Annotated in this window: 15 protein-coding genes; 2 read left to right on the top strand and 13 right to left on the bottom strand. The window is 62.5% G+C overall.

What is annotated here, in order from left to right; genetic code table 11:
* Positions 1 to 112: 112 nt before the first annotated feature.
* Positions 113 to 1,039, bottom strand: a complete 927-nt coding sequence (locus tag ACFSM5_RS19705; RefSeq protein WP_379878311.1) for a LysR substrate-binding domain-containing protein — start codon at positions 1,037 to 1,039, stop codon at positions 113 to 115.
* An 89-nt stretch (positions 1,040 to 1,128) separates the two neighbouring features.
* Here ACFSM5_RS19705 and ACFSM5_RS19700 point away from each other — a divergent pair, with 89 nt between their 5' ends.
* A complete protein-coding gene (locus ACFSM5_RS19700) occupies positions 1,129 to 2,022 on the top strand; it encodes a DMT family transporter (protein ID WP_379878310.1) in 894 nt (297 codons plus the stop codon).
* Positions 2,023 to 2,211: 189 nt separating this feature from the next.
* Here ACFSM5_RS19700 and ACFSM5_RS19695 read toward each other — a convergent pair whose 3' ends face one another.
* The 5 genes from ACFSM5_RS19695 to ACFSM5_RS19675 form a co-directional block, all read right to left on the bottom strand.
* Entirely contained in the window at positions 2,212 to 3,198 is a 987-nt protein-coding gene (locus ACFSM5_RS19695; protein WP_379878309.1) for a TRAP transporter substrate-binding protein, read from the bottom strand.
* An 18-nt stretch (positions 3,199 to 3,216) separates the two neighbouring features.
* Positions 3,217 to 4,524, bottom strand: coding sequence for a TRAP transporter large permease (locus tag ACFSM5_RS19690; RefSeq protein WP_379878308.1), 1,308 nt, complete (start codon positions 4,522 to 4,524; stop codon positions 3,217 to 3,219).
* A gap of 4 nt (positions 4,525 to 4,528) precedes the next feature.
* Positions 4,529 to 5,107 carry a TRAP transporter small permease gene (locus tag ACFSM5_RS19685; RefSeq protein ID WP_379878307.1) on the bottom strand — a complete coding sequence of 193 codons (579 nt, stop codon included), beginning with the start codon at positions 5,105 to 5,107 and terminating at the stop codon, positions 4,529 to 4,531.
* 190 nt (positions 5,108 to 5,297) lie between these two features.
* A complete protein-coding gene (locus ACFSM5_RS19680) occupies positions 5,298 to 5,423 on the bottom strand; it encodes a hypothetical protein (RefSeq protein WP_379878306.1) in 126 nt (41 codons plus the stop codon).
* A 163-nt stretch (positions 5,424 to 5,586) separates the two neighbouring features.
* The gene (locus ACFSM5_RS19675) at positions 5,587 to 6,504 is read right to left on the bottom strand and encodes a transglutaminase-like domain-containing protein (RefSeq protein WP_379878305.1); all 918 of its coding nucleotides are present in this window, start codon (positions 6,502 to 6,504) and stop codon (positions 5,587 to 5,589) included.
* A 150-nt stretch (positions 6,505 to 6,654) separates the two neighbouring features.
* Between ACFSM5_RS19675 and ACFSM5_RS19670 the strand changes: the two genes are divergently transcribed.
* A complete protein-coding gene (locus ACFSM5_RS19670; RefSeq protein WP_379878304.1) occupies positions 6,655 to 7,158 on the top strand; it encodes a GNAT family N-acetyltransferase in 504 nt (167 codons plus the stop codon).
* Here ACFSM5_RS19670 and ACFSM5_RS19665 read toward each other — a convergent pair.
* From ACFSM5_RS19665 to ACFSM5_RS19635, 7 genes are all read right to left on the bottom strand, one after another.
* Positions 7,146 to 8,510, bottom strand: a complete 1,365-nt coding sequence (locus ACFSM5_RS19665; RefSeq protein ID WP_379878303.1) for an FGGY-family carbohydrate kinase — start codon at positions 8,508 to 8,510, stop codon at positions 7,146 to 7,148. The two genes, ACFSM5_RS19670 and ACFSM5_RS19665, sit on opposite strands and share 13 nt — an antisense overlap.
* Positions 8,507 to 8,821, bottom strand: a complete 315-nt coding sequence (gene rhaM / locus ACFSM5_RS19660) for an L-rhamnose mutarotase (RefSeq protein WP_379878302.1) — start codon at positions 8,819 to 8,821, stop codon at positions 8,507 to 8,509. Before rhaM ends, ACFSM5_RS19665 begins: the two co-directional genes overlap by 4 nt.
* Positions 8,821 to 9,819, bottom strand: a complete 999-nt coding sequence (locus tag ACFSM5_RS19655; RefSeq protein ID WP_379878301.1) for an ABC transporter permease — start codon at positions 9,817 to 9,819, stop codon at positions 8,821 to 8,823. Before ACFSM5_RS19655 ends, rhaM begins: the two co-directional genes overlap by 1 nt.
* Positions 9,816 to 10,787 carry an ABC transporter permease gene (locus tag ACFSM5_RS19650; RefSeq protein WP_379878300.1) on the bottom strand — a complete coding sequence of 324 codons (972 nt, stop codon included), beginning with the start codon at positions 10,785 to 10,787 and terminating at the stop codon, positions 9,816 to 9,818. Before ACFSM5_RS19650 ends, ACFSM5_RS19655 begins: the two co-directional genes overlap by 4 nt.
* Positions 10,787 to 12,331 (bottom strand): sugar ABC transporter ATP-binding protein, encoded by a 1,545-nt coding sequence (locus ACFSM5_RS19645; RefSeq protein ID WP_379878299.1) that lies wholly within the window; start codon positions 12,329 to 12,331, stop codon positions 10,787 to 10,789. Before ACFSM5_RS19645 ends, ACFSM5_RS19650 begins: the two co-directional genes overlap by 1 nt.
* 51 nt (positions 12,332 to 12,382) lie before the next feature.
* Complete coding sequence (gene rhaS / locus ACFSM5_RS19640) at positions 12,383 to 13,378, bottom strand: rhamnose ABC transporter substrate-binding protein (protein ID WP_379878298.1); 996 nt, start codon at positions 13,376 to 13,378, stop codon at positions 12,383 to 12,385.
* Positions 13,379 to 13,473: 95 nt separating this feature from the next.
* Positions 13,474 to 14,280 carry a DeoR/GlpR family DNA-binding transcription regulator gene (locus ACFSM5_RS19635; RefSeq protein WP_379878297.1) on the bottom strand — a complete coding sequence of 269 codons (807 nt, stop codon included), beginning with the start codon at positions 14,278 to 14,280 and terminating at the stop codon, positions 13,474 to 13,476.
* Positions 14,281 to 14,324: the final 44 nt, after the last annotated feature.

Genomic DNA, 14,324 nt, shown 5'->3' with positions numbered 1-14,324 from the left:
CCACGGGATCTCCTTTGGGAGCCTGTCCAGAAGGTTTTAGCTAGGCGTGGAAGCGCTCCCGGAGGGGATGCCGGGATCAAGTCCCGGCATGACGGTCTTCTTAAAGAACCCCCTATCGCACGTTCCGCAGAAACACCGCCATATGGGCGGGGTTCAGCCCGGCAGCAGCGCCGATCCGTTCCGCCAGGGCCGCCGCGCCCGGTCGCAGGGGACGGATCGGGCGATCCAGCCAATAGGAATTGGGATTGAGGGCGGTGCGGTCGTCGATCTGCACCACCCGGCCGCTCGCCAATGCAGCCTCGGCCAGCATCGGCCGCGATAAGGCGATACCGAGACCGTGCGCGGCGGCATCCAGCACGATGTTGTAATCGTCGAATCGCCGATCCTTGGGGCGCGGCTGATAATCGAGGCCCTGGGCCGCGAACCAGGCGCGCCAGCCCGAGGCATCGCTGTCATGGATCAGGGGATAAGCGAGCAACCGTTCCGGATCGCCATCGCCGATCTTTGCCGCCATCTCGGGATTGGCGACGGGATAGCACCATTCCTCCGACAATTTTACCGACACGCGCCCCGGCACACTGCCGCGCCCGCAGCGTACCGCCAGTTCCATGCCGTCTTCTTCCATATCGCTCATGCGGCCATCGACACGCAGTACGATCCGCAGCGCTGGATTGCCGGTCTCCAACTGGGTGAGGCGTGGCATCAGCCACAGGCCGCAGACCGATTGCAGCGAGGTCAGGCGCACCACCTCGGTCCCGCGCGGCTCGATCCAGCGGTCCGACGTATCGGCGATCAGGGCGAAGGCCTCGCGTGTGCGCTCCAGCAGGCGCTGACCGTCGGTAGTGAGTTCAACCCCGCGCGCCTGCCGCTCGAACAGTTTCAGACCCAGCCATTGTTCCAGCTTGGCGACCTGCCGCGAAATCGACCCGTGGGTCATGTTCGCCGCCTCGGCCGCACCGGAAAAACTGCCTGCCCGCGCGGCTGCTTCGAAGGCGCGCAAGCTGTCCAAGGGAGGGAGCTGGAATGAGGTGTGAGTCATGCTCACAGCTCGCTCCCTATTTGCTCATTTGTCAATAGGCTGGGGAAGGCGCCTAGTAACGGAAATTGTTTCAGATAGGAGCCTTCGCCATGTCTGCCCCTGCACTTTCGATCAATTCCGCTCCCAGTGTCGGCCTGGGGACCCTGCTGGCGGCAGCGGCCACCATCCTGGGTTGGGCGGCCTCTTTCCCCGCCATCCGCGTCGCGCTGACCGAATTCGGTCCGATTGAGATCGGCGCTCTCCGCTTCCTGGTGGCCGCCATCCCTGCCGCGCTGTTCCTGGCGATCACCCGCGCCCCGCTGCCTAGCCTCGGGGAGGCCTGGCGCTTTGTCGCCGGTGGCCTGCTGTTCATTGCGCTCTACTCGGCCCTGCTGAACATGGGCGAGATGACGGTATCGGCGGGCGCGGCCAGCTTCATCGTCAATACCAGCCCGATCATCACCCCCGTATTGGCCATGTTCCTGCTGGGTGAGCGTTTTGGGACCAAGGCCTGGATCGGGACTCTGGTGTCGTTCGGCGGTGTTGGCCTGATCGCACTCGGCGAGCGGAGCGGGATCTCCATCGACTCCGGAGCCTTGCTGATCCTGGGCGCTGCCTTTGCGACGTCGGTCACCACGGTCGTGCAGAAGCCGCTGTTCGCCCGCCATCGTCCGCTCACGGTTTCGGCCTGGAACATGATCTTAGGTGCGCTTTTCCTGGCGCCCTTCCTGCCCAGCGGGTTCGAGCAGGCCTCTGCCGCTTCGACATCCGGTCTGTTGTCGGTTGTGTTCTTAGGCGTGGTGCCGAGCCTGATTTCCTACGCCGCCTGGGCCATCGTTCTCTCGAAACTGCCTGCCAGTAAGGCGTCGAACGTCCTGTTCCTGGTGCCGCCGGTTGCGACCTTGATCGGCTTCCTGTGGCTCGGTGAAGTGCCGACCCTGCTGGGCGCCATCGGCGGCGCTATGGCTCTGATCGGCGTCGGGATCGTGCATTTCAAGCGGTAGAAATAACTGCAAACTGTCATCCCGGGCTTGACCCGGGATCCGGCCGACGGCTGTTGCACGACGCCCGACGCTGTATACAGCTACTCCCTGCGGCCGGATCGCGGCTCGGGGGCCGGGATGACAGTCTTTTTGGTTGAACGTTTAGAAGCGATGGGCGGAGAGGGCAGATGCTCTCTCCGCCTAAGTGTCTTATTTTTTGTAGGCGTCGACGAGGGCTTTGCCGTCGGCCCCTGCCTTCTTCAGCCAATCGGCGGTCAACTCTTCGCCGATCTTCTTCATGGCAGCGGCAAGTTCGGGGCTGGGCGGCAGAACCTTCATGCCGTTGGCGGTCAGCTTCTCGGCATTTTCCTTGGTCTTGATGGCCGAGACTTCCCAGCCGCGCTTTTCGGCATCGGCGGCGGCTTTCAGCACCGCTTCCTTCTGATCGGCAGGCAGTGCGTCGAAGGCGGTCTTATTGACCATGATGACGTTCTTCGGCAGCCAGGCCTGGGTGTCGTAATAGTACTTCAGCGATTCCCAGATCTTAGAGTCGACGCCGGTGGCCGAGGAGGTCATGAGGGCATTGACGATGCCGCCCGCCAGCGCCTGGGCCAGTTCGGCGGCCTGCACCGTCACGGGCTGCGCGCTGACCAGTTCGGCGATACGGGCGGTGCCGGGATTGTAGGAGCGCCACTTGGTGCCCTTCAGATCCTCGATCTTGTTGATTTCCTTGTTGGCGAAGATGCCCTGGGGCGGCCAGGCAACGGCATAAAGCGTCTTCAGGCCCTGGCTTTCGAACTTCTTTTCCAGGAAGGGCTTCTGCGCCTGCCACAGCTTCATGGCATCGGGATAGGAGGAGGCCAGGAACGGCACCACGTCGACACCATAGATCGGGTCTTCGTTCTCATGGACCGAGATCAGCACCTCGCCGACCTGGGCCGAGCCGGTCATGACGGCGCGCTTGATTTCCGGCGCTTTGAACAGCGAGGCGTTGGGATGGACGGTGATTTCCAGGCCGCCCTTGGTGGCGGTCTTCACGTCTTCGGCGAACTTCACCAGATTTTCGGTATGGAAGTTGGTTGCCGGATAGGCCGACGCGAGGTTCCACTTGGTCTGGGCAAAGGCCGGAAAGGCGGCCATCGACAGGGCCAGACCGGTGGCAGCCAAGAGCGCGCGACGGGTAACGAAGCTCGACATGGGAACACTCCTTAAGGGTTAACCTGGAAAGACGAGGCGCGGCAGCCACATCACCAGACCGGGGAAGATCGTGATGATGGCAACCGCGATGACCAGCAGGCCGAAGAACGGCAGACTGGCGAGGGCGACGGTATTGCTGTCCTTGCCCGACATGGTCTGTAGGACAAACAGATTGAAGCCGACCGGCGGCGAGACTTCCGCCATCTCCACGATCAGCACCAGGAAGATGCCGAACCAGATCAGATCGAAGCCGGCCTGCTGCACCATCGGAATAACGACCGTGGTGGTCAGCACGATCATCGAGATGCCGTCCAGCGCGGTGCCAAGGATGATGTACATGACCGTCAGCGCGGCGATCAGGCCGAACGGCCCAAGCCCCAGCGTCTGAACCCAGGCCGCCAGGGCCTGCGGAATGCCGGTATAGGCCATTGAAGTCGACATGAAGGAGGCGCCTGCCAGGATCAGCATGATCATGCAGGTGACGCGCGTCGTGCCCATCACGCTCTGCCAGAAGCTGGTGCGGCTCAAGGTGCCGGACCACCAGGCGATGGCCAGCGATCCCGCGACACCCCAGGCGGCACATTCGGTCGCCGTCGCCCAGCCCGCCAGCAGCGAGATGAACACCAGCGAGATCAGCGCCATGCAGGGGATCAGCTTGGCGCTTTCGCTCAGCTTTTCGCGCAAGCTCATCAGGGGTTCAGGCGGGGGCATCCGCTTGGGGTTCAGCAGGGCCCACAGGATGATGTAGCCGGAATAGAGCCCCATCACGAGGGCGCCAGGGATGAAGCCCGCCAGGAAGACCTGGATGATCGAGACATCGGCGGCGACGGCATAGATGACCATCATGATCGATGGTGGGATCAGGATGCCCAGCGTCCCGGCTCCAGCCAGCGAGCCCAGGCTGATCTTCTCGTCATAGCCGCGCTTTTTGAGCTCCGGCAGCGCCATTTTGGCGACCGTGGCGCAGGTGGCGGCGGACGAGCCGGAAACCGATCCGAAGATCCCGCAGGCCAGCACATTCACATGCAGCAGACGGCCGGGAATGCGGTTCAGCCAGGGCGCTAGGCCGCGGAACATTTCCTCCGACAGACGCGAGCGGAACAGGATCTCGCCCATCCAGATGAACAGCGGCAGTGCCGCCATGGTCCAGGAAGCTGAATTGCCCCAGATGGTGGTGGCCAGCACCGTGCCGCTGGAGGGCACGTTGGGGACAAACTGCATGCCGAGCCAGCCGATGCTCAGCAGCGCGATGGCGATCCAGACGCCCGACCCCAGCAGAACCAGCAGGGCGATCAGCAGCAGGCCCGAGAGGGTGACGATATCCATACCCTCAGACCCCACTCTGAAGGGCGCGTTCGACCACTTCTTCAGCCGTGGTCGCGGGGGGCTTCTCGTAGGTCGGTTTGCGCCCCGACAGCACGATCACCAGCTCGTCCAGGATCGCGATGGTCAGGATGATCAGGCCCAGCGCGTAGCCGATCTGCGGGATCCACATCGGCACCGCCAGCACGCCCTGCGAATATTCGAAGAAGCGATAGCTGTCCCAGCTCATCATCGTGGCATGCCAGGAGAAATAGCCGCTCATCACCAGGGCCAGCGACAGGCAGAGGATTTCCATCACCTGGCGGATGCGGCCCTTGAAGCGTTCGAACAGCAGCTCCACCCGGATCATATCGCCGGATTTGAAGGTATGGGCGAGCCCCAGAAAGGCCATCGCCGCCATCGCCCAGGAGGTGAAATCATCGCCCGAGGGGATGTTCAGCCCCACTTGCCGTCCTATGGACAGGCCCATCATCAGGGCAAAGATCGAGATCAGGAACAACCCGGCCAGCCACCCGGCCCCCAGGTAGAGAAGATCCAGAGAACGCCTTACCATACCCGTGAAGCCCTCGCGCCGGTCGCCCGTCATTTACCAGTCCCATGACGGTAATAATCGAGTCTCGGGAATAGCAAGAGCCATGCCGACACAAGGGCAGCGCCACTGACCGATCTTCGGTGACGCGTAAACGTTCAAGCTTTAGGCAGCGTTGGATATTTTAAGTGCAAAATAAATTGATATGAGACGCCCAGCATCAGGTCTTATGAAACGCGGGAGCCGCTCACCGGTCGCGGGAGGCGCGGGCGTGCCGGTGGCCATCTTCAGGCGATGTGCCGAGCAATAAAAACAGGGCGATCACCAAGAGGCCGATAATCAGGCCGTGGCCGATTTCAGTCCAAAGATCCATGATCGAATATCTCCCTCTGCCGCGTCCAGCATGTGGTCGAGTGGCACGAATATAACGCCTTTCGCGCCGCCGGGCATGGGGAAACTCTATTTGTCACGGCTTAGGTGCAGCCGAGCAAAGATTGCGGTATTGGAGTAAACGGAAGGGGGCGATACCTCGAACCCTACCAACCACGCGATGGTTCTTCGGCTTCCTCTGTCAGGACTTTGAAGCCTGTCAGGCGATTTGCGCCAAAGCTGTGCACGATCGGAACATCGGCGGCATCACGCCCGACGCCGATCAGGATACGGCCGACGCGCGGAGCATTATTGCGCGGATCAAACGCGTGCCAGCGACCGCCAAGATACACCTCCATCCAGGCAGCATAATCCATGGGATCGCTGGGTGGAGGATTGAGGCCGACATCGCTGACATAGCCCGTGCAGTATCGCGCCGGAATATTGAGCGCGCGGCAGAGGGAGATCGCCAGATGGGCATAGTCCCGGCACACGCCCTGCTGTTCGTTGTAAGCTTCGGACGCCGTGCGGGTGGCGCGGGCCTGCTGGTAATCGAAGCGGATATGGCTATGGGCGAAGTCGCAGATCGCTTGGACTCTGGCCCAGCCCGCCGGGATGTGGCCAAAGCGTTGCCAGGCGATATCCGATAGGAGTTCGGTGTCGCAATAGCGGCTGGGCGACAGGAATTTCAGAACCCCGGCGGGCAGATGCTCGACGGCATATTGTTCGGCCAGGGGGAAGGGCATGTCCGGCAGGCCGCTGTCGCGCATAACCGTGGCGATCCGTAAGCGGAACTCTCCGGCGGGAGCGACCAGCCGATGGCGGGTATTACCGAAATCATCGCGATAGGTCTGCATCGGAACCGCAGGCGTGGTCGTAATGCGGTCCGGGGCTTCCAGATGGTTCTGCCGGGTATCGTGCACCGTGACCATCAGGATCATGGGCGTCGACTGTGGCAACTCATAAGAAATGTCACAACCGATCCGCAGCCGAAGCGGGAGACTATCGGCGGGCATCGGGTGTAACCCGGCCGGGGCAACGGCACGCAGCAAAGGGGCGGAAGCTCGGGTATAGAGTGCCGTCACTGCGGTTCTCCTCCTAAAAAAAGGGCTTATCCGAAGGGCAAGCCGGATGGGATGGAGTGCAGAGCCTCTCGACAAACCTACCGGGCTTTGGGCTAACGTCGCCAGGGCGGCAAAGTTCCAGGCGCTTGGCAAGAATAAGGGAGTGTTCAGGTGAAGGTTTTGGAGACGCAGCGGCTGCTTTTGCGTCGGTTTATTCCCGAGGATGCGCCGTTCATCCTGGAGCTTCTGAACGATCCGGGTTTCATCGAAAATATCGTCGACCGGGGCGTGCGCACGATCCCCGACGCCGAGGCCTATCTCGTGAATGGCCCGTTGGCGAGCTATGAGAAGAACGGCTTCGGGCTCTATGCCCTGGTGCTGAAAGCAACCGCTGAACCCATCGGCATGTGCGGCCTGATCCGGCGCGACACGCTGGAGGATGTGGATATCGGCTACGCGCTGCTGGCCCGCCATTGCGGCCAGGGTTATGCGACCGAAGCGGCGCGCGCCACCCTGGGGTATGGTCTCGGCAACTTGGGTCTGAAGCGTGTTGTGGCCGTCACCGATCCCGATAACACCTCCTCCTCCCACGTGCTGGAGAAGATCGGCATGCGGTTCGAGAAAGTGATCCCCTGGGATTCGGGCAAAGAGGAAGTGAAACTCTATAGCACCTGAGCGCGCCAGGCCTTGCGGTAGCGCTGAAATCCATCGAGTTCGTAGCGGGCGGGCGGCAGTGATAGCGGCCCCGCCCTGTCTTCCCGCCGTACCAGCAGGGCCGCTCCGGCGCTGGTGCCGGTGGCGCTCTGGCTGACTTTCACCGGACGTCCGATGGCGGCGGCCAGCGCTTCGCAATAGAGGGCATTGCGGGCAAAGGGGCCTTCGATCACGCTGGCCCCATCGGCCCGCAGCAGCTCCAGACAGACCTCCGTCATCAGGGCCGCGTAAAGACTGGCGACCGCCGTGCGCTCCTGTGCGTTTAAGTCTTCGTGGGTCAGGCGGCCGCTGCTATTGGGAAAAGGCCCCGTTCCTTCAGCAAAGGCGGGCAGGGCCATCTTGCCTGCCGAGAGAACAGACGCCAGCGCGGCTGCATCCGGTTCTGCCACGGTGCCGCCCGTGATCAGATCGAATTCTCGCCCCGCCATGAATCGGGCAGAGGGGACCGGGCGGCCGAAAGCATCGACGTTGACCAGCGTGTCGCGCGCCGGATCCATCCCATCCAGCTTGCCGCCAACGGCGAACAGTACCGCCCAGGTCCCGGTGGAGATCACGCTGAAGGGGGCTTCCTGGGCCAGGAGATGGGGCAACAGCGAGGCATTGCTGTCGTGGATGCCGCAATGAACCGGGACGGAGTTGGCTAGGCCGATCTGTGCCGCGATCTCCGGTTTCACCGGCCCCAGTGCATCGAATGCCAGATGCAGGGGCGCCAGCTTATCCGCCCATCCGGCTTTCCTGACCAGGGTGGAGGCAAGGCCCGATTTCGGTTGCCAGAGATCGGTGTGGCAGCCCAGCGAGGTCGCCTCGGTACTGGTGATGCCGGTCAGGCGCCAGGCCCAATATTGCGGATAGGTCAGGATCGCCGTGGTCGCCGCGAACTCCTGCGGGAAACAGACCTGCTGCCAATAAAGCTGCGCGCCCAGATTGAGGCCCATCGGCAGGCGAGGAGAGAAGCTTTCCGAGAAGGGCGGTCGCAGCCGGTCATAGTCCGCCGCCAGTTCATCGGGTCCGGTGTGCTCATAATCCAGGATCGGCAGCACGAGGCCCGTATCATTGATTAGAGCAGCGGCGGCGCCATGGGTGGTGATCGAGATGGCTTCGAACGGCTGCTCGCGCTGCAAGTCGGTCAGCGACGTCAGCAGAAACTGCCAGATCGTTTCGATGTCGAAATGGGGATAAGGCCCGTCCCGCAGAACACGGTTGGGCATCTGACGGACGAAGAAATCGGTGCCGGCGTCCAGGTCGTGGCCGACGAGCTTGACGTTGGTCTTTCCGATATCGAGGACGGCGATAAAGCGGGCTGGCAAGGTCATGCCATATGAAAGACCAACTCCAGCGGAGTGGCTATAGGTTCGTTATCGGGCCGGGTCTCCATGATGTCGGCCATATGCGCCCACCAGCGCTGCATCACCGGATGGTGGGGAAGGTCGGCCATCCGATGACCATCCACCCGCCATAAAACGCCAAACAGGATATTGGTCTCCGGGTCGAGGTAGATCGAATAGTCGCTGACCCCCGCTCCCTTGAGAAGCTGGGACAGTTCGGGCCAGATCGCGTCATGGCGGCGTTTGTATTCGGCCGCCATGCCGGGGTTGAGCTTCATCTTGAAGGCGTATTTCTGCATCACCGGGCTCCCTTGATCCTGGCGTGAAGGCGCCGCGCCAATATCGGCAGGGCGATGACGCCGATCAGCATCAGACCGATGAAAATCGACATCACGATGCCCGGCACGTTCATCAGGCCAAAGCCGAAGGTGACGAGGCCCATCACGAAGGCGGCGATCACCACGCCCAGGATAGTCCCCGACCCGCCCAGGATGCTGACCCCGCCCAGCACGGCCATGGTGACGACTTCCAGTTCCCACCCCAAAGCAATCGAGGGACGGGTCGAGCCGAGGCGCGAGGTCAGCATGACCGAGGCCGCGCCCGCCGCCAGCCCCGTCATCAGGAACAGGATGAATTTCACCCGCTCCACCCGCACGCCCGAGAATCGTGCAGCCAGCGGGCTATTGCCGATGGCCTGCACCTGCCGCCCGAAGCCGGTAGTATGCAGGACCAGCCCGCCAATCAGGGCGACGCCGAAGAAAAATGTCAGCTCGAAGCTGAAATAGCTCCAGGCATAACCTTGTCCAAAGAAGGCGAAATCGGCCGGATAGCCTTTATAGACCCCGTCGCCCAGGACGATATAGGCGATGCCGCGGAAGAGGCTCATGGTCCCGATGGTGACCACGATGGATGGCAGTTGGAACCGGGTCACCAGCAGGCCGTTGAAAGCCCCGCACAGCAGCCCGACGCCAAGGCCGATCAGCACCAGCGTCTCCGTCCCGGCCCCCATCTGCACCGCTGCCCCCATGGCGGTGGAGGCGAGCGCGATGATGGCCGCCACCGAAAGATCGATCTCGCCCGCGATGATCAGGAAGGCCATGGCGATGGCAATCGTCGCCTTTTCCGTGAAGTTGAAGGTGGCGTCGCTGAGATTCCAGGGGTCGAGGAAATGGGGCGACACCAAAGAATTCACCCCGAAGATCACCAGGGCTACCAGCAGCAACAGGGCTTCCCAGCTTTTGAAAAGCCGGACGGAGGAGGCTTCCAGCCGGTCGGGGATCTGGCGGGCGACACTCATGATGCATTCCTCAGGATGAGGCGGCCCTTGGCTTTTTCCGCGCGGGCATTCAGGGCGACGGCGCAGATGATGATCGTCCCGGAGATCGCCATCTGCCAGAAGGGCGAGATCTGCACGACCGGCAGCGCATTCTTGATGGTGCCGAGGAAGAGGGCCCCCAGCACCGCGCCTGCGACCGATCCGATGCCGCCGCCGATAGAAATGCCACCGATGACGCAGGCCGCCACCACATCCAGTTCGAACCCCGCCGCGATATCGACATAGGCCACGGCATAACGCGAGACCCACAGATAGCCCGCCATGCCCGCGATGGCGCCCGACAGGCAGAAGGCGAAGAAGCGCGTCCTGCCGCCGTCGATGCCGGTATAGACCGCCGCCGTCGGATTGCCACCGACGGCATAGAAGGCCCGGCCCAGCGGTGTGCGGGTGAACAAGACCCAGGCCAGTCCAACGGTGAGGATCGCAACCCAGGACAGAACCGGCAGCCCGGCGATCAGGCTGCGGGGTAACTCCAGGAAGCCGGGGCTCATCTGATGGGCATTCACCCATTTACCGCCCGACATCACGAACGTCATGCCGCGATAGACGGTCATGGTGCCGAGCGTCGCGACGATGGGCGGAATGTCGAATTTCCAGACCAGCAGCCCGTTGATCGCGCCAAGCGCAAGGCCGATCCCCAGCGCCGCCAGCACCAGTAAAGGCACCGGCAGGCCGGGATAGGCTGCATTCAGCATCGCGACCGCCATGCCGGTGAAAGCAAGGTTGGCGGCAACGGACAGATCGATAGATCGGGTCAGGATCACCGCGCTCTGACCCAGGGCCAGGATGATCAGGATCGAGGTGTCGTTGAAGACCCCGGCCAGATTCTTCGGCGCCAGGAAATCCGGGAAACGGCTGGCGATCAGCACCAGCAGCACCAGCAAGGCCACAACCAGCAGTCCTTCCCGGCGCGCGAGCAGGTTCTTCATCAATAGTCCCCCAGATTGCCGGTCGCGGCACGGACAAGGCTTTCCGGCGTCACATCCGCGCGGCGCCACAGGCCAACCTGCCGCCCCTCGCGCATCACCAGCACCCGGTCGGCCATGCCCAGGATCTCCGGGATCTCCGAAGAGACCATGATGACCGCCAGCCCATCTTTGGCCAGTTCGCTCATGAAGCCATGGACGGCGGCTTTGGAGCCGATATCGATGCCCTTGGTCGGTTCATCCAGAATGATGACCTTGGGCGAGGTCGCGAGCCATTTGCCGATCACCACCTTCTGCTGATTGCCCCCCGATAGGGTGCCGACGGCCTGAGAGAGCGAGGAGGCGCGCAGGTCCAGGCGTTCGGCATAGCGGCGAGCGAGCGAGAATTCTTCCGCTCCACTCAGGAAGCCCCAGCGCGACAGTCTTTTGAGCGACGGCAGGGTGATATTGCCGAAGATCGGCATGGGGAGGATCGCGCCGTGGCGTTGGCGCTCCTCCGGCACATAGACGATGCCTGCCTCGATCGCATCGGCAGGCGATTTGAACCACTTCGGGCGCCCGTCGAGATAGACGGTGCCTCGGCTGCGGTCGGTGATACCGAACAGGGATTGGCAGAATTCCGACCGTCCGGCGCCGACAAGGCCATAGATCCCGAGGATCTCGCCCGCTTTGAGCTCGAAATTGATATCGTCGAATTCGGTTGGGTGGCTGTAGCCCTTGACCGCCAGCACGAGATCGCCCGGCGTCACCTGGATCTTGGGAAAGGCCTGATCGACCGAGCGGCCGACCATCAGGCGCACGATGTCGCCTTGCGTGGTGGCCGCGAGTCGCCCGGCGCCGACCGCCTTGCCATCGCGGAAGACCGCGTAGTCGTCGGCAATCCGGAAGACTTCCTCGAACTTATGGCTGATGAACAACACCGCCTTGCCCTGGTTTTTCAGGGTGTCGATGATGCGAAACAGGTCTTCGACTTCCTTGTGCGACAGCGCGGCGGTGGGTTCATCGAGAATGACGATGCGGGCATCGACCGACAGCGCGCGGGCAATCGCCACCAGATGGCGCTGGGCAATCGACAGATCGCGCAGGCGGATGGTGGGGTCGATATCGGCTTCGATGGTGCGCAGAATACCGCTGGCGCGGCTGTTCATCGACCGCCAGTCGATAAAGCCCCAGCGGGTGCGCGGCGCATGGCCGATGAAGATATTCTCGGCCACCGACAGCTCATCGAAGAGCACGGTTTCCTGATGAATCGCGGTGATCCCGGCTGCCTGCGCGGCCTCGGCGGTGGGCAGATGCACGGGGGTTCCGGCAAGGCGGATCTCGCCCCCATCGGGCTGATAGATGCCGGTCAGGATTTTGACCAGCGTCGATTTACCGGCGCCATTCTCGCCAATCAGCGCAGTGACGCGGCCAGGACGCAGGCTCAGCGAAACGCCGTCGAGCGCCTTCACGCCGGGAAAGGAGCGGCTGATATCGGCAAGCTCCAGGAGCGGCGTGGGTAAATCGGTCATGGGAAGACTGGTGTCCGTCAGGGCAACGGCGGACATGGCGTTACCTCCAAGTGAGGGCCGATGTCCGAAGACACCGGCCCGCCTTGATCAGAAGATCTTCGCGAATTCTTCGACGTTCGAAGAATTATAGACGAACGGGTCCGACATGGCGGCCGAGCGCGTGTCGTCCAGCGTGATCTTGCCCATGCGGCCGATGCCGATCTCGGCGCCCGGCTTGGCTTCGGCTTTTTTCTTCACGAGGTTGTAGGAGATCATCGTGGCCGAATAGCCGAGGTCGATGGGGTTCCAGATCGCAAACGACTTGGTGGCGCCCGACTTCACGTGACCCGCCATTTCGGACGGCAGACCCAGGCCGGTGACATTCACCTGCCCGATCTTGCCCGCATCTGCCACGGCTTGCGCGCCCGCGACCATGCCGACGGTGGTCGGCGCGATGATGGCCTTCAGGTTCGGATAGGTTTTCAGCAACCCTTGCGTCTCGCGATAGGACTTATCGGCCAGATCGTCGCCATAGACGGTGGTGACCAGCTTCACGCCCGGGTATTTCGGCAGGACCTTCTTCATCTCCTCGATCCAGGTATTCTGGTTCGTGGCAGTGGCCGATGCCGACAGGATGGCGACCTCGCCAGCGCCGCCCGGCAGATTATCGGCGGCGAGTTTGACGCACATATTGCCGATCAGCGCGTTCGACGAGGGGTTCAGATGGACCGAGCGGCCTTCGGGCGCGACGCCGCTATCCCAGGAAATTACGGTGATGCCGCGTTCCATGGCGCGCTTCAGGGCCGGGACCAGCGCGTCCTTGTCGTTGGCCGAAATGGCAATCGCATCGACCTTCTGGGCGATCAGCGAATTGATGACCTGAATCTGGCCTTCGGCGGTGGTGTCGGTCGGGCCGGTATAGATAACCTCGACGTCGCCCAGCTCCTTGGCGGCTTCCTGGGCGCCCTTGTTGGCGGCGGCGAAGAAACCGATGCCCATGGCCTTGACGACCAGGGCGATCTTGACAGGTTCGGCCGAGGCGGTGCCGGCGGCGAGGCTGGCGACCATGGCGGTCCCGATGGCGAACTTCCGTAACAGAGACATTGTCGTTTTCCTCCCAAGGAAATTGTTTTTGTGTCTCGAAGATGCGGGCTGTCTCGCCGGTCAGGATTTCCGCCGTCCGCTGCGGCGGATCCTTCTTAAGCGACCGAAGAGGTTTCCTGTTCGCCTGCCTCCCTGGCCGCGATAATGAGGGTGATGCCCAGATCCTCGACCATCCGCCGGTCCGACGGGCTGATGCCGTCATCGGTGATGATCGTCGTCGCCTGAGCAAGCGGACAGAGGATGAGGCTGGAACGGCTGGCAAATTTGGAGCTATCGACCAGCAGCACCAGTTCCTCGGCCTGACGCATCAGGCGCTGTTCGGACTGAATGATCTGCGAATCGCTTTCCATGATGCCGAGGGCCGAGATGCCCTGCGCGCCCATGAACATGCGTTTGGCGAAGAAATGCGCGATCCCATCATTTTCGAAGGGCGACAGGATCAGGTTCTGCTCGCGGTAGATGGCGCCGGCGGGCAGGGTGACCGTGCATTTCGAGTGCTTCACCAGATGTTCGGCAATCGCGAAGGAGTTGGTGAGCACCTGGGCGCGGCGGGCAGATAGGAAATGCACCATCTGAAAGGTGGTGGTGCCGCCATTGATGATGATCGCATCGCCATCGGTGCAGAGTTTGACGGCTTCACGGGCGATTGCGCGCTTTTGCGCGATATTGACGCTTTCGCTGACCTTGAAGTGCCGCCCGACCAGCGTGCCCAGTTGCGGGGGATGCATCGCCTCCGCCCCGCCGCGCACCTTCTTGAGGCGGCCCTGCAGGGCGAGCGCCGCGATATCCCGGCGAATGGTGGCTTCCGAGGCTTCCGTCAATTCGACGATATCCTGCACGGTGGCCACAGGACGCTCCTGGACCGCGCTCAAGATTATCCGGTGACGTTCACGTTCGTGCATCGGGTGCCCCTTTCGACAATTGGCAGTAAACCCATGGAGCCGCC

This window comes from Lacibacterium aquatile (assembly GCF_042683105.1).
GTDB lineage: Bacteria > Pseudomonadota > Alphaproteobacteria > Elsterales > Elsteraceae > Lacibacterium > Lacibacterium aquatile.
This window is presented reverse-complemented; position numbering and strand designations above follow the sequence as displayed.

Coding starts and splice junctions, on each gene's coding strand:
- ACFSM5_RS19650 (WP_379878300.1), bottom strand. CDS start 10,787: ATGAAGAACCTGCTCGCGCGCCGGGAAGGACTGCTGGTTGTGGCCTTG.
- ACFSM5_RS19645 (WP_379878299.1), bottom strand. CDS start 12,331: ATGTCCGCCGTTGCCCTGACGGACACCAGTCTTCCCATGACCGATTTA.
- rhaM (WP_379878302.1), bottom strand. CDS start 8,821: ATGCAGAAATACGCCTTCAAGATGAAGCTCAACCCCGGCATGGCGGCC.
- ACFSM5_RS19635 (WP_379878297.1), bottom strand. CDS start 14,280: ATGCACGAACGTGAACGTCACCGGATAATCTTGAGCGCGGTCCAGGAG.
- ACFSM5_RS19705 (WP_379878311.1), bottom strand. CDS start 1,039: ATGACTCACACCTCATTCCAGCTCCCTCCCTTGGACAGCTTGCGCGCC.
- ACFSM5_RS19700 (WP_379878310.1), top strand. CDS start 1,129: ATGTCTGCCCCTGCACTTTCGATCAATTCCGCTCCCAGTGTCGGCCTG.
- rhaS (WP_379878298.1), bottom strand. CDS start 13,378: ATGTCTCTGTTACGGAAGTTCGCCATCGGGACCGCCATGGTCGCCAGC.
- ACFSM5_RS19690 (WP_379878308.1), bottom strand. CDS start 4,524: ATGGATATCGTCACCCTCTCGGGCCTGCTGCTGATCGCCCTGCTGGTT.
- ACFSM5_RS19665 (WP_379878303.1), bottom strand. CDS start 8,510: ATGACCTTGCCAGCCCGCTTTATCGCCGTCCTCGATATCGGAAAGACC.
- ACFSM5_RS19695 (WP_379878309.1), bottom strand. CDS start 3,198: ATGTCGAGCTTCGTTACCCGTCGCGCGCTCTTGGCTGCCACCGGTCTG.
- ACFSM5_RS19655 (WP_379878301.1), bottom strand. CDS start 9,819: ATGAGTGTCGCCCGCCAGATCCCCGACCGGCTGGAAGCCTCCTCCGTC.
- ACFSM5_RS19685 (WP_379878307.1), bottom strand. CDS start 5,107: ATGACGGGCGACCGGCGCGAGGGCTTCACGGGTATGGTAAGGCGTTCT.
- ACFSM5_RS19680 (WP_379878306.1), bottom strand. CDS start 5,423: ATGGATCTTTGGACTGAAATCGGCCACGGCCTGATTATCGGCCTCTTG.